The 18,833-nt window shown below is 62.3% G+C and carries 25 protein-coding genes; 14 read left to right on the top strand and 11 right to left on the bottom strand.

Annotation, left to right across the window (positions count from 1 at the left end):
- Positions 1-14: 14 nt before the first annotated feature.
- Positions 15-530: a septal ring lytic transglycosylase RlpA family protein gene (locus P6U28_RS12695; RefSeq protein ID WP_407122350.1), complete on the bottom strand. Its 516-nt coding sequence runs from the start codon at positions 528-530 to the stop codon at positions 15-17.
- A gap of 330 nt (positions 531-860) precedes the next feature.
- Here P6U28_RS12695 and P6U28_RS12700 point away from each other — a divergent pair, with 330 nt between their 5' ends.
- The 4 genes from P6U28_RS12700 to P6U28_RS12715 all read left to right on the top strand — a co-directional run bounded on the left by P6U28_RS12700 (position 861) and on the right by P6U28_RS12715 (position 6,324).
- Positions 861-2,009 (top strand): phage tail protein, encoded by a 1,149-nt coding sequence (locus P6U28_RS12700; RefSeq protein ID WP_407122351.1) that lies wholly within the window; start codon positions 861-863, stop codon positions 2,007-2,009.
- Positions 2,010-2,011: 2 nt separating this feature from the next.
- Positions 2,012-5,512 (top strand): hypothetical protein, encoded by a 3,501-nt coding sequence (locus P6U28_RS12705; protein WP_407122352.1) that lies wholly within the window; start codon positions 2,012-2,014, stop codon positions 5,510-5,512.
- A 10-nt stretch (positions 5,513-5,522) separates the two neighbouring features.
- Entirely contained in the window at positions 5,523-5,984 is a 462-nt protein-coding gene (locus P6U28_RS12710) for a DUF1192 family protein (RefSeq protein ID WP_407122353.1), read from the top strand.
- A 70-nt stretch (positions 5,985-6,054) separates the two neighbouring features.
- Complete coding sequence (locus P6U28_RS12715; RefSeq protein WP_407122354.1) at positions 6,055-6,324, top strand: hypothetical protein; 270 nt, start codon at positions 6,055-6,057, stop codon at positions 6,322-6,324.
- A gap of 155 nt (positions 6,325-6,479) precedes the next feature.
- Here P6U28_RS12715 and P6U28_RS12720 read toward each other — a convergent pair whose 3' ends face one another.
- The 4 genes from P6U28_RS12720 to P6U28_RS12735 all read right to left on the bottom strand — a co-directional run bounded on the left by P6U28_RS12720 (position 6,480) and on the right by P6U28_RS12735 (position 8,986).
- Positions 6,480-7,070, bottom strand: coding sequence for an RNA ligase family protein (locus tag P6U28_RS12720; protein WP_407122355.1), 591 nt, complete (start codon positions 7,068-7,070; stop codon positions 6,480-6,482).
- A gap of 518 nt (positions 7,071-7,588) precedes the next feature.
- Positions 7,589-7,744 carry a hypothetical protein gene (locus P6U28_RS12725; RefSeq protein WP_407122356.1) on the bottom strand — a complete coding sequence of 52 codons (156 nt, stop codon included), beginning with the start codon at positions 7,742-7,744 and terminating at the stop codon, positions 7,589-7,591.
- Positions 7,745-8,284: 540 nt separating this feature from the next.
- Complete coding sequence (locus P6U28_RS12730; protein WP_407122357.1) at positions 8,285-8,542, bottom strand: hypothetical protein; 258 nt, start codon at positions 8,540-8,542, stop codon at positions 8,285-8,287.
- Between the two features lie 207 nt (positions 8,543-8,749).
- On the bottom strand, positions 8,750-8,986 hold the full coding sequence (locus P6U28_RS12735; protein WP_407122358.1) for a hypothetical protein: 237 nt from the start codon (positions 8,984-8,986) through the stop codon (positions 8,750-8,752).
- A 522-nt stretch (positions 8,987-9,508) separates the two neighbouring features.
- On the opposite strand from P6U28_RS12735, the gene P6U28_RS12740 reads away from it, so the two are divergent.
- On the top strand, positions 9,509-10,123 hold the full coding sequence (locus P6U28_RS12740) for a hypothetical protein (RefSeq protein WP_407122360.1): 615 nt from the start codon (positions 9,509-9,511) through the stop codon (positions 10,121-10,123).
- A 636-nt stretch (positions 10,124-10,759) separates the two neighbouring features.
- Here P6U28_RS12740 and P6U28_RS12745 read toward each other — a convergent pair.
- Together P6U28_RS12745 and P6U28_RS12750 are read right to left on the bottom strand one after the other, a co-directional pair.
- The gene (locus P6U28_RS12745; RefSeq protein WP_407123061.1) at positions 10,760-11,056 is read right to left on the bottom strand and encodes a hypothetical protein; all 297 of its coding nucleotides are present in this window, start codon (positions 11,054-11,056) and stop codon (positions 10,760-10,762) included.
- A 216-nt stretch (positions 11,057-11,272) separates the two neighbouring features.
- Entirely contained in the window at positions 11,273-13,552 is a 2,280-nt protein-coding gene (locus P6U28_RS12750; protein ID WP_407122362.1) for an AI-2E family transporter, read from the bottom strand.
- Positions 13,553-13,875: 323 nt separating this feature from the next.
- Between P6U28_RS12750 and P6U28_RS12755 the strand changes: the two genes are divergently transcribed.
- Both P6U28_RS12755 and P6U28_RS12760 read left to right on the top strand, forming a co-directional pair.
- Entirely contained in the window at positions 13,876-14,172 is a 297-nt protein-coding gene (locus tag P6U28_RS12755) for a hypothetical protein (RefSeq protein ID WP_407122363.1), read from the top strand.
- A gap of 74 nt (positions 14,173-14,246) precedes the next feature.
- On the top strand, positions 14,247-14,714 hold the full coding sequence (locus P6U28_RS12760; RefSeq protein WP_407122364.1) for a hypothetical protein: 468 nt from the start codon (positions 14,247-14,249) through the stop codon (positions 14,712-14,714).
- A gap of 241 nt (positions 14,715-14,955) precedes the next feature.
- Here the strand turns inward: P6U28_RS12760 and P6U28_RS12765 are convergent, their stop codons facing one another.
- Positions 14,956-15,147, bottom strand: coding sequence for a hypothetical protein (locus P6U28_RS12765; RefSeq protein WP_407122365.1), 192 nt, complete (start codon positions 15,145-15,147; stop codon positions 14,956-14,958).
- A 158-nt stretch (positions 15,148-15,305) separates the two neighbouring features.
- Here P6U28_RS12765 and P6U28_RS12770 point away from each other — a divergent pair, with 158 nt between their 5' ends.
- Genes P6U28_RS12770 through P6U28_RS12785 form a run of 4 tightly spaced genes read left to right on the top strand, consistent with a single transcriptional unit; the run spans position 15,306 to position 16,553 of the window.
- A complete protein-coding gene (locus P6U28_RS12770) occupies positions 15,306-15,668 on the top strand; it encodes a PRC-barrel domain-containing protein (RefSeq protein ID WP_407122366.1) in 363 nt (120 codons plus the stop codon).
- A gap of 9 nt (positions 15,669-15,677) precedes the next feature.
- Positions 15,678-16,076: a response regulator gene (locus tag P6U28_RS12775; RefSeq protein ID WP_407122367.1), complete on the top strand. Its 399-nt coding sequence runs from the start codon at positions 15,678-15,680 to the stop codon at positions 16,074-16,076.
- A gap of 11 nt (positions 16,077-16,087) precedes the next feature.
- Positions 16,088-16,333, top strand: a complete 246-nt coding sequence (locus tag P6U28_RS12780; protein WP_407122368.1) for a hypothetical protein — start codon at positions 16,088-16,090, stop codon at positions 16,331-16,333.
- 58 nt (positions 16,334-16,391) lie between these two features.
- A complete protein-coding gene (locus P6U28_RS12785) occupies positions 16,392-16,553 on the top strand; it encodes a hypothetical protein (protein WP_164937073.1) in 162 nt (53 codons plus the stop codon).
- Position 16,554: 1 nt separating this feature from the next.
- On the opposite strand, the gene P6U28_RS12790 is transcribed toward P6U28_RS12785, so the two are convergent.
- The gene (locus tag P6U28_RS12790; RefSeq protein ID WP_407122370.1) at positions 16,555-16,749 is read right to left on the bottom strand and encodes a hypothetical protein; all 195 of its coding nucleotides are present in this window, start codon (positions 16,747-16,749) and stop codon (positions 16,555-16,557) included.
- A 277-nt stretch (positions 16,750-17,026) separates the two neighbouring features.
- The gene (locus tag P6U28_RS12795; RefSeq protein ID WP_407122371.1) at positions 17,027-17,191 is read right to left on the bottom strand and encodes a hypothetical protein; all 165 of its coding nucleotides are present in this window, start codon (positions 17,189-17,191) and stop codon (positions 17,027-17,029) included.
- Between P6U28_RS12795 and P6U28_RS12800 the strand changes: the two genes are divergently transcribed.
- Positions 17,190-17,357, top strand: coding sequence for a hypothetical protein (locus P6U28_RS12800; protein WP_164937075.1), 168 nt, complete (start codon positions 17,190-17,192; stop codon positions 17,355-17,357). The genes P6U28_RS12795 and P6U28_RS12800 overlap by 2 nt on opposite strands.
- Before the next feature lie 460 nt (positions 17,358-17,817).
- Positions 17,818-17,985, top strand: a complete 168-nt coding sequence (locus tag P6U28_RS12805) for a hypothetical protein (RefSeq protein WP_407122372.1) — start codon at positions 17,818-17,820, stop codon at positions 17,983-17,985.
- A 10-nt stretch (positions 17,986-17,995) separates the two neighbouring features.
- Here P6U28_RS12805 and P6U28_RS12810 read toward each other — a convergent pair whose 3' ends face one another.
- Entirely contained in the window at positions 17,996-18,244 is a 249-nt protein-coding gene (locus P6U28_RS12810) for a hypothetical protein (RefSeq protein ID WP_407122374.1), read from the bottom strand.
- Positions 18,245-18,555: 311 nt separating this feature from the next.
- Between P6U28_RS12810 and P6U28_RS12815 the strand changes: the two genes are divergently transcribed.
- Positions 18,556-18,771: a hypothetical protein gene (locus tag P6U28_RS12815; RefSeq protein ID WP_407122375.1), complete on the top strand. Its 216-nt coding sequence runs from the start codon at positions 18,556-18,558 to the stop codon at positions 18,769-18,771.
- Positions 18,772-18,833: the final 62 nt, after the last annotated feature.

The raw sequence follows: 18,833 nt of genomic DNA on the forward strand, positions 1-18,833 counted from the left end.
GCACCTAGTTGCAGCTAAAGCACCACTACGCGAACCTGGGCGACGCCACGACCGGTAATTCCTAAGCTACGAGCGGCGCCAAGCGAGAGGTCGATGACGCGACCGCGAGCCCATGGTCCGCGATCGGTGATGCGAACGACCACCGATTTGCTGCTTTTCAAATCGGTGACGCGAACGTGCGTGCCGAACGGCAGGGTGCGATGCGCAGCAGTAAGCGAATTCCGATCGAATGTGGCGCCGCTCGCTGTCTTCCGTTTCTGATAAGAGTAGTAAGAAGCTTTCCCGGAAAACACTCGATTGAAAGATTGAGTACCTGAACGATCTCCCGAACTCTGCGTCGGCTCCTGCTCAATAGCGGGCTGCGTCTGCGGGCTCTGATTGGTTTGCTCCGGTACTACAGGAGCGGGCTCGGCTTGTGCCTTTGGAATGATAGACCACCTATCGTTGAAGTCTTCTGCTAAAGCAGGATCTAGTGTGCACATCCATGCCGGTACTATTGCTATCGCCGCTATTCTACTAAGAAGACGCATAGTCGGCCTCAATTCATACATTGATGAGCAAGGGATAATGCAATTTTTTGGGGCGTGTTCCAGAACGGTTCTTCATCTGGCGACAAATTGTGAACTCATACCGATGTGCCGACCATGGAAGCGCGGGCGCTAGGCGCGCCGCAGCATAGCGGCGCTCTCGCTGCAGCGCACCAGCCCGAGACCCATATCTGTAGACGGCGTGACAGGAGTATCGCCGTAACTTTTTGCTCACTTCATTCCTCTAGAGTTATCTCACGGACGTCTACGCCGCTTCGCCGACGGCACCCACCGCGCAATCCCGCGCACTTTCTCTCACCCCGTCGGCGAGCAATGTCATCAACTCCCTACGACCGTCAAACGTCCTTTGCGCTTAAGAGCGCGGAGAATCCTAAGGATCAGATTCCTGGAAATCTCTTCGACGCGGAGTTCAACGCCGTCAAGCTGGCGATGGACGACACCCAGCAGAACCTGGCCAAGATCCAGGACGACGACGGTGTCCTGAAGCGAGGCTCCGTCGGTCGAGCGCAGTTCGACAGCAGTGTTACTCTCGGTTTTGCGGCTCCGTCGCAGTGGGCGACCGGTGTTCTCTACACCGCCGAAGTCAACACCGTATTCCACAATTCGATTTTCTACATCGCGAACACGACCCACACCTCCGGCGTCAGTTTCGACGCAAGCAAGTGGGACGAGATCGCCGATTTCACGGCCGCGGTGGCGATCACCGACGGCTCGATCACGTCTGCCAAGCTGGCCGACGGCGCGGTCGCCGCGAACAAGCTGGCCGACGGTGTCGTTTCGAACTCGAAGCTTGCGACCGGTGCCGTCACGACGACTAAACTGGCCGATCTGAACGTCACGACGGCGAAAGTGGCCGAGGGCGCGATTACGTTGTCGAAGCTGGAGCCGAGCATCGCCATGCCCGCAGGCCTCGGCCCGCTGCCGTGGTCGGGCGCAACGCTCCCGGCGGGATGGGATTGGGCCGACGGTGGCGTGCTCCTTTCGGATACGCCGTATCCTGCACTTCGTGCCCGATACGTCACTGACGGCTTTCCCTTCGGTCAAGACGGCTCCGGCAACCCGAAGAAGCCCGATATGCGCGGGCGCGTTCCCGCCGGCGTGGACGTTATGAACGGTTCTGCTGCGGGACGGCTCACCGCTGCTGTCTCGGGCTTCGGCGATGCATTAGGGGGGACCGGTGGCGCGCAGTCGGTGACCCTGACGTCGGCGCAGATGCCGTCGCATGCTCACAGCGTCACGGATCCGGGTCACGCGCACAGCTTCAACAACAACCCGGTCGTGACGGGTACAAACAGTATCCAGACGACGAGCGGCAATACCTACATCGTGCCAGGAAGCCCTCAGACGTCGACCATCGTGGCGAACGTCACGGGCATTTCGATCCAGTCGACCGGAGGCGGCGGCGCGCACAACAACGTTCAGCCGACGATCGTGCTCAACTACATCATCAAGGCTCACTGACGATGCCGCAGTTGATCGAATTCGAAGGCCAACGCCATGAATTTCCTGACGACTTCACGCGTGCGGACATCCAGCGCGCTTTGAGCTCGAGCCCACGCGCGCCGCGCGTGGACCAACCGATTCAGGTGCAGGGGCCCGATGGCGCGATCGTGGAGTTTCCCGCGGGCGTTTCTAACGACGAGATGACGCGGGCGATGCAGAGGCACTACGGCGCTCCTGGGCGGCCCGTTCCTCCGCTCCCGCCAGGATACAAACGCGACACGCCGGCTTCGGTCCCACCGCTACCTGCTGGGTACAAGCTGGATCGACCCGTTACGGATCCAGCGCTTATTGCTCAACTTGAAGGCGCTTCTTCCGCTCCGAAGGGGAGAATGTTCGACGACCTCATCCCGAAGGGGCGCACCTTCGATTTCACGTCGCCTGAAGGTAAGACTTACCGCGTGACTGGACCAGAAGGTGCCACGGTTCAGCAGGCGTGGCAGATCCTGCAGGGGCAGCTGCACGCACACTCGCCGGCGGCGCCAAATATATCATTCGAGGATCTCATTCCGGGGCAGGGAGCCGGCCGGCAGCCTACGCTAGTGCCGGTCGATCACGATCCTTGGGCCGCTTTCCCCGACGCGAAGCCGCCGCCGTTCGATCCCATCGTGGGGCCGCAGCCCAAACTCGTGCCGGTGGATCATGATCCGTTTGCGACCGCCCCCGGCGTCGCCGCCACGAACGCCGCGCAGCAAGGCCGGCTCTACGTCACCCCCGAGCAGCCCAAGCCCATCGAGCGCCCCGCGTCGATCCTGCCGTCCAGCGTTGGCGGCGCCGTGCGTGACTTCCAGGTCGGCGCTCAAGGCGTCGGCAAAGGCCTCACTGACATCGTTACCGGCCCATTCGACCTCGTCGCCGGCGCGCAGAACGCGATCGTGTCCGGCATCAACAAGCTGGCCGGGACGAACATCCCGATGGCCACGCCAGCGTCCAAGCTGGTCGAGAAGGCCGTCGATGCCACCGGCATCCCGGTCATCGATCCGGCCACGATGTCGCGGAGCGAGAAGCTCGCCTACGACGCCAACCGGTTCGGCACCCAAGCCATCGGCACCGGCGCTATGTTGGCGCAGCGCGCCCCGCAAGTGGCGGCCGCAGCTACGCGATCCGAGACCGTTCCTGAGCGGGTGCTGGATCACATGGCGCGCCCCTATGCGGAAGCGCCGGCGCGGACGTTAGTGGGCGATACAATCGGCGGTGTGGGCGCTGGCATCGCGGTCAACGCTGCCGACAACTACGTTCCCGATGATGCAAGCGTCTTTGGCCACTATGTCGGGCATGGGTTGAAGGACGTAACAAATGCATTGGCCCCACTGGCCGGCGCTTCTGGCGCCAGCACGTTGCAGGCCGGCGTCGAGGGTCTTGGTGGCTTGATCCGAAATCTGGCTTCGAAGACCTTCTCGTCCGCGCCGGCGCCGATCCCGCTCAACCCGAATACAAAGGCCCCGTATAGTGCTGCCGATGTCGACCGTGCCGCGGCAAAGATCCAGTCGGCGGCTACCGGCTCCCCGCGAGCCCTGGCGCAAGACATTCGAGAAAACGCGGCCGCGCTGGCGAAGCCGGAAGAGGGCGGCACGGCGCTCCAGGCCTCTGCTATGCCTACATCGGGGCTGCTTTCAAAAGATCCCGGCCTCATCGCAGCCGAGCAAGCCGCACGCCTTAAGTCATCGCCTGAGTTCGTCAAGCGAGACCAGAACGTCAAGGCGGCCGCGGCCGAGCGCGTGGACGCCATGCGCGATCCGGGAGCGGACCTGGGCGCGGTCATGCGCCGCGCGGCCGAAGCGCGCGCCGAGCGCATCAGCGCCGCGGAAGGAGACGTCCTGCAACGCCAAGACGCGGTCAACTCGCTCGACCAGATCCGGCGCGACCAAGGGCAACCGCTCAGCGCCGTAGCCAACTCCGAGGCCAAGGCCAACGCCTCCCGGGCGCTCGACAGGGCCTTGGTTGATGACACTTACCTTCCGGCCCGTGCCGAGAAAAACCGCCGGTTCGACACCGCGCCCGGCCGTAACGAGCAGCTCCCTGCCGATGACGTGTTCGGCGCGATCGATCGCATTCGCGCCGGCGCGAACAACCTCGCGCCCGGTACGCTCCCCGAGGACTTCATGCGGCGCCTGGACGCCCTGCGGCCGCGAATGCTGGAGCATCCTCCGGAGAGCGGCCAGATGGTCAATGTCGGTGGGCCGGGCACGGCCTCGGGAGCTGACCTAGCGGATCTACGCAAATTCATCGGACCCGCGCAGCAACAGGCGCAGGCGCGCGGCAACTTCGATCTCGCAGATAACCTGGGGCGCCTCCGCACGGCGATCAATCGCACGATCGAGGAGGCTCCGGGCTACGCCGAAGCGAACGCCAACTATCAGCAATTCGCCGCGCGCTTCCGCCCCGAGCCGAATGACGCGATGGCAAAGTTCACCCGTGCGATCGATCGCGGAGGCCAGAATATCCACGGTGAGCTCAATCGCGGCGCAACGCCGCCAAGTGAGACGGCCGGACGCTTTCTGAATAGCGCCGAAAGTGCTGCGACTTTGCCGCGCGCACTGCAGGGCTCGTCCGCGATGACGGCGGGCGAAACAGCGCTGCGCGATCATTATCGATCAAGTTTGGCAATGTCCGCGTTAAACCCGGATGGGACGATTAATCCGATCCGCGCGTCGGCGTGGGCAAATAACCATGCTGAGATCCTCGCGCAGTTCCCGGCCATCCGGCGAGAGTTCGATGATATCATCGCTCAGGCGCGCCGCGGCGAGCAGTTGTCAACGCAGGCGCGTGCCGATCTGGAAGCAGCCCGGACGGCACGAAAGGCCACCGAGGCCGAAGTCGACCGATCGATTGTCGGCACTTTGATCCGCGAAGATCCGCGGCAGGCGGCGTCGAGCGTTCTTAACGACAAATACGGTGGGGCGAAGAAGCTGGATGAAATCAGCGCCCTGGTCAGCCACGACGCGCAAGCCCAGCGCGGCTGGAAGGCCGCGATGTCGGAAGTCCTGGCGGATAAGGTGCAGGGAACGCGGCAGGTCGGTGAAACGCTCGAGGTCCAGTTCGCGCGGCTGGTCAAGGAGTTCAAAGACAACGAGACGCTGCTCGCGAAGACTTTCTCGCCGGAGGAGATGAACAATCTCCGCCAGGCACACAAGATTTTGTCCTATTTCAAGGAGGCAGAAAAGCGAGCGACTGTGGGCAGCGACACAGCTGAGAAAATCAACATTCCCGGTTGGGCGCAGCTGGCCGTTCGACACTTTAAGGGTGATCTCGCCGGTGGCGGCTTGATCAAGCGATTCAAGCTCCTCCTCGAGATGATGCCTTCGAACAAGCAGAATGCGGACGAGATTATCCACATGGCATGGTTCGATCCGAACGTGGCGGCGTACCTCCTGGAGCGCCCAATAAAGAACCCGAATGTGCCGCAGTACAATATTGACTTGCGTCGTCTGATCGCGGCCGCCAACGCGTCGCGCGAAGATTAGGGAGACCTGAATGCCTTCTGTTGCGGCCTACGATCTCACTGAACAACAGCGAGCATTGGTGCGCCTTATTGTCAACGAGGGCAGGCGGCGCGAGGAGGCTGCGGAGCTCGCTGGCTACCACCCAAAATCGGTCTATAAGACCATGCGGCTGCCGGCAGTCGCTGCTGCAATTTCGGAGTCCATCCAGCTGGACCTGGCAGTTGTTGGGGCGCCGTTGGCTTATCGGGTGGCGAAGTCGCTGCTCCAAGATGCAAGCGTCAGCGCTCGCGTCCGAGCGGACCTTTCTATCAAGGTGTTGGATCGGGCAGGGCACATTGCGCCAACTCGCAAGGAGACGGCCTCTCAGCAAAAGTCACTCTCCGAAATGTCTCGCGACGAACTGGCTGCTTTCATCGCGAGTAACCAAGCCGAGATTGACAAGATTGAGGCTGAGCTTGCGTCGCGTGCGAAGGACGTGTCGTATCTAGGCTAGGCGCAAAGAGACGTGCTCCGAGATGATTCTCTTTCGGTAAAAAGTGGTACATTCCCGGAGAGGAACGACCATGAAGGACATGCAAGCGCACCTAGAGCTACTTCGCGGGCAAATTGCAGAATGCGAGCGCATGCAGCAGGCCGCAACGAGTGAACTCAAGCGCAATGCGCTCGCGAGGCTGCTTGCGCGCTACAGAGCTATCGCGGTCGAGCTGGAAGAGGCGATAGCAAAAATGCCGCCTCGAGACATTTTGCTAGATCGTACCAAGGAAGCTCGGCAGGTCGCCAAAGGGGCCGCCGACCACCTGCGGGCACTTGTCAAGAAGCTCCGTCCCAAGTGAACAAGGCCGCCTCAGTTCGTAGCTTCTTCATATTCCTCGTTCTCGAAGCCACATGACCCGCGCTTCCCGGGGCTGGCTTGCGGACGCACCGAGGCCGCCCAACGCACCACTCGCGCAGCGCCCGAGTTCTCTGTCTGATCCCAGTCAGACGGAGTTCATAACTCCCTTCCGATCGCTGGGTGACTGCGGTTCTTGACCTTGATCCAGCATTTTTGCCGGCCGCCGCGGTAAGGCCGATCGCGACGTTTGGACACGAGCCCTTCGAGACCCATGCGACATGCTGCGCGGAATAGGTCAGGCCCGATCTCGCCACGCTCAAACGGCGCCACCGTGATCCCGTCCGGCCGCCGAGCCAATAGTCGCTCCAGGTTTGTCTTGCGGAGGTGCAGAGGCAGGCCGCGCAAGTCGTCTCCGCCCATCGCAAGAATGTCGAAGGCGTAAAGCTGGACTTCGTGATCATGCTTGCGGGAGTGCAGCGCGTTGAAGTCGGATATGCCATCTACTCCGAGGATCACGGCCTCGCCATCGATCACAAAGCGCTTCTGCCGGTTCTTCAGCGCCGCCTCGGCAATCCAGGGATAGCGCTTGGTCCAGTCGGTGCCGTTGCGCGACAGCATGCGCACGCGTTCGTTCTCCCGGATGACTAGCATCCGGTAGCCGTCGTGCTTCACTTCATGAATCCAGTCTGGCCCTGAGGGCACCTGCTTGGCGGCAGTGGCCAGGCAGAGCTCGTACGCCATACGCATGAGCTGAAGATAAGATTTCCCGCGGCGCTTACGAGTAGGAACAAGCGGCAGTGTGGCGAATTGCTTCTTTGCTCCGGCCTATCCACGTACCCCCCGATGCCGGAGCGGACCCCAACGGCCTCAGCCGCCCAGCTGAGGCCGTTCATTTAGTTTACGCTGGCAACTGTGTCCGTCCGTCTCGAAGTAGAACGCCGCCGGGCTCGAAATTCGTGTCCCGGCAGCGTTTTATTCTCGAACTGAGCGCTGAAATCCCAGTTAGCTTACCTTAGCAATGATCATGCCATAAGTTATGACGGCAAACGGCCTCAAGCAGCTCCGGGGCTGGCGCGGTTGCTGAGGCCGTTCGGCGCAGCGCCGAAAATCGGCGCGCGAGGCGCATCCTTCCCGATCGTGGCCGGATTCGCAAGGAATACGTAGACTGACTGTACATTAATTGACTCGAACAGAGGTCCGTCGGTTCACACCCGCCGGGCCGCGGCTATAACCGCCACTCGGTCGGTACGCGCAAGGCGGATGCGCTAGCTATCGCGGCCCTTTCTGTTTTTCTTTCGGCGCTTCGCAAGCGCCTTCTTGATCTGCTCGCGCAGGCGAAGGATTTCCGCCCATCGAGCCGCGATCTCAGGGTCGAGCGGCTCCCGTGCCGGCTTGCTTCGTTGACGGTTGCGTTTCGCCATGTTTGCAGCCTAGCGGCTACAGCCGGCGCTCGCGCGATCATTGCGTCGTTAAGCTTGATGGGCGCGGTCCAAGTTAATTCCGGAACCATGCGCCGCGGAATTGCGCAGGGCGTTGGAGAAGGCCACGCCGCTAATGGCATTCGATGGCTGGCAGATCCTTACCGCCCTGCGACAGATTGAAGTCGAACATTGCGGCGCCATCCGGCGAGATTCGCAGCCTCTTCCCCGTGCGCAGATGCGCCATCCCTTCAGCGCTATCTAGCACCCAAATCCAGAGGTCCCGGCCGTCCTGACTCAAAGTGGCGAAACGCGGCACCACCGCGCTGGGGCCGCGTTTTTGTCGACTGCCGTCAATTCTTCCTACTTTTCCCGCTTAGATTGAAATGCCGGCGCTTTAGCGGCGGGGAGGTGCAAATGCCAAACCATGACCGCCTTGTTACGGCTGCCATTATCGCGATAGGAGCCTTGAATACGGTGCTCGCGGCAATAGCCCTTCTGTCTTTCTGAGCACCCGTAATTTCCTCAGTATCAGAGGCCGCCTCAGTTGGCGGCCTCCATCGTCAAGAGACGGACATAGGTCCCGCTCTCGTGCAGCTCGAGCCAGCCGCGTTCGACCGCGTGCTTGATGCCGACGCCAAACTCGGCTCCGCTGGCTTTGAGTGTGTAGAGAAACGGCGCGTTGATCTTCTCGATATGGATCCGACCGTCCTGAACCGGCTCGGTGCCGGAGGCGAGTTCGACCAGCTTGCGCGCTGCGGCTTCCGGATTGGCGAAAGGACGTTCTGACATGAGTTTCATGAGCCAGCCTTAGCGCGATTCGGGCTTGGAAAGGCGCACATGATGGTCGGCTCACTGCCACCCCTGACGATCGCGCCACGCAGGCCTTGCAGATGAATCGCGGCTCGAGATCAGACAACCTCACCTCATCTGGTCATCGATCGACCTCGGCCGGGAGTCGGCTCGATCGAGACTGCTTGGCGGCCGTCGGCACTAAGGGACAACCATTCAGCGCCATTCGTTCTGGGGCGGCGTCACTTGTGGCAGTCGGAGCTGCTCCAGCCCTTGCTCTATTATTCGCAAGTCCTCCTGAACCTGCTCCAGGGCCCGACGCGAATCGGAGCCGGCCGCAATCTGCAGATCTTTGAGCAGCCCGCGCCGAAGTTCACGCATATCGTCCAGGGCTCGCCGGTTCCTCAAACGTACATAAGCGGAAACTATCAATTCAATGGTGGCCGATGGCATGGGACGGCTCCTCAGATAAACTTGGCTGACGAAGAGGCGCTGCTGGGCTCGAAATACAGGTCCCGGCAGCGCTTTATTCTCTAACTGAGCCCTGAAATCCCAGTTGATTTCACTGTGCAATGGCTATGCTACGGGCTTGTGACATGCTGTGCCTCTAAAGCGGTACCGTCTAAACTCGCTGCCGGCGCGCGGTGGCCGCAAATCTCACAGACAAACGGCCCGCCCACAGCGTCCAGCCGGGCGGCCTGGCTGGCCTACTTCATCTTGCGGCATTGTCAGCCGACTAATCGGCTTCGCTGCATCTTCTCCGGTCGATTGCGAGCTAGCGCCAGAACAGTGCAAGCAGCAGGATCACCGGAAGAGGAATACCGAGCAGCCACAATAAGGCACCTCTTCCAAACGTCATGGCGCACATCCTCCTGTTGTTACTTAGAACACCAAATCCAGAACCCATCGGGAGTTCCTGCAACAGGAACGGACGATTTAACCGCGCGTTGGAACCGGCAGCACGAGGAGTCCGCCATGGCTACACGCACCCTTCCCAATATGTTTTTCGCCTGGACATGGTCAGCCGTACTGGCCGGCGTGTTCACTTCGTTGGTTGTCCAGATCCTGCTGACTATGTTGGGGTTCGGCATCGGTCTGCTTGCAATCGACATTCCCACTGCTTCATCGGCGCCTGCCGGCGCAGGCTGGGCCGCATTCGTGTGGTGGGCGGTCTCTGGGATCATCGCCGCATTTCTAGGTGGGGCCATTGCGGCAGCCAATTCGCCGGATCAGACTGGCCTCGGTCGGGTCGGGCATGCGATGGCCGCCTGGGCGGTCGCAACCGTGGTGGTGGTCGCTGCGGCGGCGATGTTGCCGGCTTCGGCGACCAGCATCGCCAGCAACCTCGTCGGGCCGTCATATTCCGCCAGCACGCGCGTCGCGTACTGGACGCACAATACGGGACGGGAAACCGTGGGCGCGACAACGACAGCTGCAACGCCCGTTCAAATTGATGCAGCCCGGAAGCACTTCGCCTACGCGATGTTTGCAAGCTTCTGCGCCCTTCTTCTTGGCGCGGGAGCAGCCTATGCCGCCGGAATGGCAACCACGGGCCAAGCCGTCAAGGAAGCGGCCCGACCGGTGACTTGACGATCGCAGGTCCTAAGTTGCCGAGGTCTGGTGGCTTCAAGGCACCTACCGATCGCCTCGACCGCGAAAGTGCGCACACATACCGCGCCTTAGGAACGATCCTTGCGACGTTCAGTTTTTGCAAACTTCAGCAAGGAGGTACAACATGAAAATCGCTACGATTGCCTTAGCAGTCGCGTTGGTGTTGGGATCGATTGCCGCAGCCTCGGCGCAAGGCGGAGCTGGGGGCGGGGCAGGTGGTGCGGGCGGCGCGGGTGCCGGAGCGGGCGCCGGTGCGGGTGCCGGCGCGGGCGCTGGTGGAAGCGGAGACGGCGGAGCAGGCGGAACCGGCGGAGCCAGTGCCGGAGGGGGTGGCCAGACCGACTCGTCGGCTCTCACTACCGGCCAAGGTGCGTCAAGCAGCCCCAGGTCGGCTAACCCCGGCGCCACAATGAACGACCCAAAAGCAAAAGGGCGGCAATAGTGAAGATGCCGCGAGAGCAGTCACGTCAGTAGCTTCATGTACGTCCCGCTCTCGTGGATCATCAGCCAGCCGTGCTCGACGGCATACCTGATGCCGGCTGCTGGCGGCTAGCTGGACGAGTTGCCGGGCGGCGGCTTCGGGATCTGCATAGGCACGTGGGAGAGCGAACTTCGTCATCTTTCATCGCTCTCGGGTCGGTGGCCCGTGATTGCCAACTTCGGATTACCTCGCTCAAAGTCGGGCCGGACGTCGGCGCCGCGGGCGCCACAGCCCTGACATACGAAGTGGGGCTCAATGTCCGACAGCCGCACCTCGTCCGGCCACGGGGCGCCGTCCAGGGCGACATGGTGGCCGCAGTGGCAGTAGACCAGAATGCCGCTCAGGCCCATCGCGCGCATCTGGCCAAACGTGATTTTCATCGGCCGGCCGTCGGGGTGTGTCGGTGTATGGCGGCGGACGGGGTGGGGCATGACCAAACAGGTAGCGGTGTGGCACATTCCAATCGATTCCGCAGAGGGCGGTCTGTGGCAAGCCGCTAGATATTGGGCGGAGGGCTCACAGGCAACTCGGTCAAGGAGGCCTTACGCTGCTGGACGATGGAGGATTGATCGATGCGGTGCTGCCACTGGAGCGGATTTCGATTCCGGGGGGGGGGCCGCAGGTTCGAGATCTTTCGGGAACCGACGTCAGTGGTCGCTTTGGTGACTCTGGATGTCTACCATCAATTGGTTCGCCATTTCCTGTAAGCGGTGACGATCTCGATTGGCGAACTCTCGCGGTTGAGTATCGATTACACAAAGGCAGCCCACGACATGACCGGATGAAGCTCTCAGCGGGACTCCTGCGTAGAAGCGAATGCCTCTCTCCAGCACACGCGGATCATCGGCGAAACGCGGATCCTCGGTGACATCCTCGGACACCAACATATCGTCTGCAGCGATCACATGCGCGTCGAGGGAGCCCTCATGGTTGCCCTGCAGACCTGCTTGAACTTCCTGGGGGAGCCTGTCCGGGGCAGTTGGATGAGTATCATCGACCAAGGACACCAGCGCGATCGGAACGTTGAAGGCTTGCGCGACTTTTCTGGACGCCTCATCCAAGGCCTGACGTTTCGAGGCATCCAAGCCAAGGCTGCGTAGCGCGGTGTGCTGCGCCCGCTCGACCTCAGCCGTAACCTGGGGCGCATCGCCGCGAGCTGCCGCCCGACCGATCCATGCCTCCACCTGCTCGGTGCAGGCTTGCAGAGATGCGAATGCTGCGTCGGCCGCCATCTGCCTCTTGAGCTCTTCCGCCTGTTCCATTCCGGCAATCAAATTCCAGCAGCAGACGACAAACTTCACTTGGGGAGCCCGGCGACGTAGGCGACGAAAGACATAGCGCGCATAGACCTGGGGCTGCGGGTGAAAATAGGACAGGCACACCACGTCCACCCCCTGGAGATCAAGCTGCTCCAATGCTCCCCGGCTGACCACGATCGGCGGCAGGACTTTGGCGCCGATATTGCGCTCCTGAAGCACCTGGGCGAGCATCTCCGACGCTGCATGGTCAAGCTCCGTACGTCCGGCGAGACAAAGGACGCATGGTTGTTGCGTCAGATGATTTCCCTCTTCCACAGACGCTTTCTCGCGGACATGGTCGTCGACCTCCCGCACAATCGAGATAGCCGTATCCGCGACGAGGCGCCGGTAGTTGGTGTCGACACTGCTGCGCTGGCGATCATTTTCCGCCAAGCGCAGAGCCGGAATGCCTACGTTGTCGTACAGCTCGCGCGAGGAACACTCGTCGACATAGTTTTCGGCGAACTCGACCGCCTCCTCAAGGTTGCCAGCCAATAAACGCTGGTAGAGCTGCTCTTCAGGCGCAAGCACAGGATCGCTGCCAAGCAGAACGCCCAAGAATTCCAACTGCGGGACGTAGCGCCCGATGACGACTACGCAGACGGTCAAAGGTGTCGCCAGGAATAGCCCAACGGGTCCCCACAGCATCGTCCAGAAGATCGCGGCGATGATGATCGCAAGAGATGACAGCCCCGTGCTGGAGCCGTAAAGCCAGGGCTCAATGACATTATTGCTGATGAGTTCAGCCGTAAGGAACAGCCCGACGACCCAGAACAGCATCGTCCAGCCTGGATCAACAGCGATGGCCAGGGCAACAGGAAAGATCGCAGCAAGAAAAGGACCGAGATAGGGAATGAATCGGAGTACCGCTGCGAGCAGGCCCCAGAGAATGGCGTTCGGTACGCCAACAAAGTAGAGCGCAACACCGATGGGGATGCCGTAGGTCAGGTTAACAACAAGCTGCATCAGCAGATAGCGGCTCACCCGGGAGGCGGCATCGTTGAGGGCCTGCGTGCTCTTCTGAAGATCGCCGGCTCCTGCCAATTTAATGAATCGATCGCGCAGGTCTTCCCGCTCGAGCAGCACGAAGATCACGAAAATGACCACTAGCCCGGAAGTCGCGAGCGGTGCCAGCAACGGACCTATGACAGAGCGAATGAGCTCCAACGGTCTCGGCTGGGGCGGCTCCAGTCGCACCGTGACAGGTTCCCGAGTCCCGGTACCTGCGCCAAGCCCGGACGAGGCGGGCTCGGACTTTTTCTCCTCGCCCGAGATCTCTCTGCCAAGATCCTGCATCGTCGTGGTGACGGCGTCGACGACTCCACCGCCTGGGGCCGAGCTCTGCAACGAGTGGATCTTCTCGGTGATGGTGGTCTGATAATTTGGGAGGTTGGTCGCGAGCTGGACAAGTTGCCGCCCGACGACCAAGGCGATTCCCGCGACCACGATAAAAGCAAGGGAAACGGCGATTAGTACCGCTGCGATGCGAGGTACTTTCCAGCGTCTTAGCCAATTGACCAGGGGTGTGAGAACGAAGCTCAGCAGGATAGCAAGAGCAAAAGGAACGAAGATTTCCCGGCCGAGATAGAGCGCTCCGATGGCCAGGACGATGCCACCGGCGGTCAGCATGGGCGAAGACGCGACTCGCGAGGCCGGTGTGCCTTGCGGCGCCGCCGGAGCCAGCTCAGCCATAGGGGCGAGCCTTTCAATAGGGTTTCGGCCAATCAACCCCAGATCAACGGGTTTGATCCATCCCGAACATTTCCAGGTTTCTGGGATATGCCCGCCGACGCGCTCGGCTCCTAGACGGTGGTTTGGCGCATCGCGCTCGGCCTTCTCGGATCACGGCGAGCGATGTCAGTCAGACAGCTAGGAACGCACGACGCAACCGCACGTTCGGACTCCAGCTAGTCGCGATCCGCGATTCCGAAACTCAGAGTGAAGGATTCAAAATGAGGTCCATCGCGAGCGCTCTCGTGTTCGTCCTGGCGATGTCGGCTTCGGCTGCATTTGCCCAGACGACCAGACCGGATGTCTCATCCGCGCCGAGCGCGCAGAACTCGGGCACTGGCATCGCCGGTCAGCCTGGCAACAAGAATGGCCCGGCGGCAAAACCGGGAGAGACCGTCGGCTCCAGCTCCACGCTCAACCAGCAGAATCCGACCGTCCAGCAGCAGGACACGTCCGACATCAAGGGGCTGCCCGGAAACAAGAGCGGTCCGCCGGCCAAGAAGCCGGATCAGCAGTGACGTTGTCGTTGGCGATCGATAGCCATGATGATCGAAGCCGAGACGGGTCTTCATGACTCCTGGGAGGAGACGCGATGCAATGGGTGGTGTCGGCGCTCGTTCTCGGACTTGCCGTCTCGAGCTCCATGGTCTCGGCTCAACGGGTGAGATGGACGACCTATTCCATCCCGCAGACGGGTACCTCGGTGGATTTCCCGGCCTCGATCTTTACCGAAGAAGCCGGCCGGCCGGATGGCTACGGACAGCGATTTCGGACGGCTGACGGCCGAGCCGACCTTACGATACAGGCCGTACCCAACCTCTCGAACGATTCACCCGCTGCATTTCTCGCAAAGAAGCATCCGCCCGCGCGCATTCAGTACAAGCGAACGACGCCTCGGTTCTTTGCGGTGTCCAGCTACAAGGGCGACAAGGTCTGGTACAACCGGTGCAACTTCTCGAGCGGATTGATTCACTGCGTCCTGATCAACTACCCGGCGAGCGAAGAGCGCGAGTGGGACGACATCGTAACGCGCATCAGTCTCTCGCTGAGGGGCAGATAATGCGGGTGTGGGGGGGGGGGCCGGGCGGGCGCCTCGGCGCGTGGCTTCGAGAACACGGAAGTCCGGAGAGGCCGCCGCCTTTGGCTATCCTCGCGAGCGGTAGTTCTGAATAGCGGGTCGTGAGACCTTTGGCTATCCGCGACAGGGGCCGTAGTTCAACAGCGGGCGACGGTTCCTGCAGTTCAATGGGGTGGCAAGGTTATCGTTCCTCCGATCTGCCCGCGGCTCGCCGATCTGTGGTTCACGCGGTAGCCGCCGCTCGCCCGGCGTCGGTGATGCGATACTCGGTATCTCCGGATGGAAGCGGTTCGGTTTCCACGAGACCCAGCTCCACGAGTCGCGCCACGATTTCATGGTCGAACGTCGGCGGGCTGACCCAGGATTCGCCGAGGAGCTTCCTCAGAAAATCGCGCTCCAGATCGGTCAGCTCCATGCTCTAACTCCGCTCGCCGACTTCGTCCGGCACATTGCGGCGCGTCATCCGATCCGGCCGCTTCATCCCTGCGAAATCAACATTCCGCCGCGGATTGTGCCAGGAACGGAGCCATCGTGGCCCCGTTGACTTCCGAAGACAACATCCAAGAGGTCAACATGGCCATGGAAGATCGCGAGACGTTCAGCCTGATCGGCAGCGACAAGGTGGAGGGCACGAACGTGTACGGTGCCGACGGGGAGAAGGTCGGCTACATCGAGCGCATCATGATCGACAAGGTCAGCGGCAAGGTGTCGTATGCCGTGCTCAGCTTCGGCGGCCTGCTCGGCATCGGCGATGATCATTATCCGCTGCCCTGGCAGGCGCTGAAATACGACACGGATCTCGGTGGCTACGTCACCGGCATCACCCAGGACCAGCTCCGCGGCGCCCCAAGATACGCCGACGAGAGCAGTTGGAATTGGAGCGACCCCGCGACCACGCGCTCGGTGAATGCCTATTACGGCGTGCCGGTCGCTTGAGGCTTGAAAGTGGATAATACCGTTCGTCTTCTGGTCGTCGAGGATAAAGCGCTGATCTGCAGCTTCATCGAGGACGCCCTGCTCGACGGCGGTTTCGAGGCCTGCTCGGTCCATTCGGGAGAGGCGGCTATGTCTACGTTTCGCGATGGCCGCAAGGGGGGTAGGGCGCTGCTCACGGACGTCAACCTGGATGACGGCATCAGCGGATGGGAGCTGGCGCGTCAGATCAGGGAAATCACGCCTGACTTTCCCGTGGTCCGCTGTGGTGCCTGGCCGATGGCCGCGAGCCTGCAGCGGACGTCATCCGCACAGGCGGATGTCCGGTTCAGGTGTCCAAGGTGCCACGGTGACGGGGCTGGCCGGTTGCGGCGTCCGTTCGTGCCGCGCGACCCGCCCCGGGACTCTTGATGCGGCCTGAGATGAAGATCCGCTCCCACTGCGAGAGTCACATCGTCGAACTCGAGGACGGCTCGCGCTGGCAGATCTTTCCGGGCGATCTCGACCTGACGCTCGACTGGAAGCCCGAGACCGAACTGACGGTGGTCGAAGCAGAGGACGAGGTTGCCACGCACGAACTGCTCGGCGGCAGCGGCAGGGTGCGGGTGAGGCCCGCGGGGGAGATCTGGCCAGCGAGGGACGTCAAGGACGCGTTGAAGGACGGCTGACGAACGCGGCTGCGGAGGAGGCCGCGACCCCCCTTGCAGGATGCGGGCTGGAATTGCCATGGAAGACGAGAGGACCCGATTGCTCGCAGAAGCCCGGAGGTGTCGGCGCCTGGCTGCCTCGATCACCGATCCGGAGGTGATCCAGCGGCTCACGGCCCTGGCGGAAGACTACGAACGCCGCGCCAATGCTGCGCCGGACCCGAATGAGGGGAAGGACTGAGTCAGGCCTCTCCCGGGCCCGAGAAGAGTGTCGTCGGTGGCGTCGCGCGAGGCGCAGGCGCCCGTCCCTGCGTCGATCCGTTGCTCCTGAGGTCGTACCGTTTTGCCAGGTCGAGCAGGCGCCGCTTGGTGAACGGATCCGCTTTCTCCGCCAGGTCCCGCGCCCGCTGCGCGAAGCCTCTGTAGAACTCTTCCACGACGCCACCCCCGCAACATCACTGAAAACCCGATTTCAGTGCGGAGCGCGCTTCGCGTCAAGTGGTCTGGCGCATTCGGAGCGACGAGGGGCGACATGGGCGGCGACACTGGGCGAAGCGTCCGCCGGCAAACGTGCCGTTGCTTTCGGGGGCTCGGAGCGACCGAACTGATGACATTCCGAATTCTCGGGAACAAAGGTCTGTCGTGAGAGTCGTTCGGGTGTGCTGAACATCGCGCTTGTGCACTGCCATGCGTTATGTGGCCTATGCAGTCGATCTATGCGGCGTCGTCCATGCGGTCTATGAGCTGGAGTGCGGCGCCGATGACGACGCACGGTGTCGAGCCGCGAAACTCCTCGGAGCACATCCGGTCATAGAGGTCTGGAGCGGCGCTCGGTGCCTCGGTCGATTGACCGCCGATGCGCCCGGGGAAGAGGATCATGCGTCCGCGCCCGATCAACGGCGTAGCGCCTGACAAGACCGAGGACGACATGGCGCGCGAGCAGCTCGGCCCGCGGGGCGTTCCTGGGGCTCCCGATCCCGCCCGCATGGTACCGCAAGTCGAGAAGAACACGCCCAAGCACATTGACCCCGGTCATACCGCTTGATGCGGCCGGGGCCGCCTTCCGCGATAACTGCTCGGTCATCGTCGAACCGCGTTGCGCCGCGCGCCTGGCGAATTGTCTTGAGCGAGCGCTCCGTCCGGAACTAAGCTCGGTGCGGCGGGGAAATCGGATGTCGGTATCGCACCAAGTGCGGAAGTTGTGCCCGGTCTGCGGGAGGGCGATGAAGCTTGTCCCGGACCGGACGGGGCGCGGCGGCGACCGATACGTCTGTCCCGCTTGCGACGACGATCCGCTGCACGATCCCGCCGCCCGGAAGTGGGTGGACAGTCCGTTGCGTCCGCCGGCGAAGTAGCGCCCGAAGAGCGCCACTCTCCCGTCCAACGTCCATGCCTGAGGGCGCGTGCAAGCCGCCGTGGTCCTCCGTTGCCGGGACAGGGCTGGCGAGATCGACGCCAGCCCACCAAATCCTCGACAGGTGCTGCTGGGAACGTGGGGAGGTGCGATGTCGACCGTCGCGAAGTTGCTGGCGCGGAACGAACGGCTCCTGGCGCAGCTCGAGAGCGATCCTGGGCCGAACGAGCGCGAGGAGATCGAAAGATTGCTCGCGCAGATCGAGACCGCGCTGAGCTTGCTCGCGCCGGAAGACGGCGCGGGCCCGAGCGACGCGTGATCCTCGTCGGTCACAGCGCGCTGAGATCGTCGGGCACCTCGCCGAACTTCCGGATGACGTTGGCGTCGCCAAAGTCTCCGCTCGACGGGTCTCCGGTCCGCGAAAACGCAATGGCGCCCGCGTGGCCGCGCTTTCTGGACAGCGCCTCGGCCCTCATCACCGCGACGTTGGCGCTCAGGCACTCGGTCGCCTCGCCGGCGGCCGTGCCCTTGTCGGAGAAAACGAACGGCAGAGCGCCGTAGTAGGTCACATCAGCCATCTGCCTCATCCTTGCGTTCTCGCGCTCCTGGGAGCCGTCCACGGGCGTAGCCGGTCGACACCTTCGACCGAAGCTCGTCGAGCTGGGCCTCGAGGAAGTCGTTCGCCACGATCAGGGCCTTGACCGCTTCCCTGGCGTCGCCCCCGCAGGCCGCGATGGCCTGGTCGGGGGCGAACTCCAGGTCGCCCTCGGCGCGCGATAGGTTCGGTAGCGGCGGACATCATTCATGTTCCTTTTTTGTTCCATGTAAGTCAATTTGGTCGCCTCGGGTTTAATGTCGGACCGGCTCGCCCTGGGTGTAGGCTGCGCCGATGGACCAGATGATGGCGCGCCGACACCTTGTGGAAGCGGAGCGTCACGTTGTGCTGAGCGAGGGGCACGTCGCCCGGCAGCTCGCAATCGTGGAAGCGCTGGAACGGGCCGGACATCCGGCCCGGCTGGCCAATGACGTGCTCGACACGTTCCGGATGCTGTTGGCCTCGCACATCGACCACCGCGACCTGATCCGCCGTGAAATTGAACGCTAGAAAGGCGTCGCGGGATGTCGGAACCTCGGCGTCCCGATCGTCTTGAATTCAGGCAGCCCCCA

The sequence above is a fragment of the Bradyrhizobium sp. STM 3561 genome (genome assembly GCF_045571455.1).
GTDB classification, from domain to species: domain Bacteria; phylum Pseudomonadota; class Alphaproteobacteria; order Rhizobiales; family Xanthobacteraceae; genus Bradyrhizobium; species Bradyrhizobium vignae.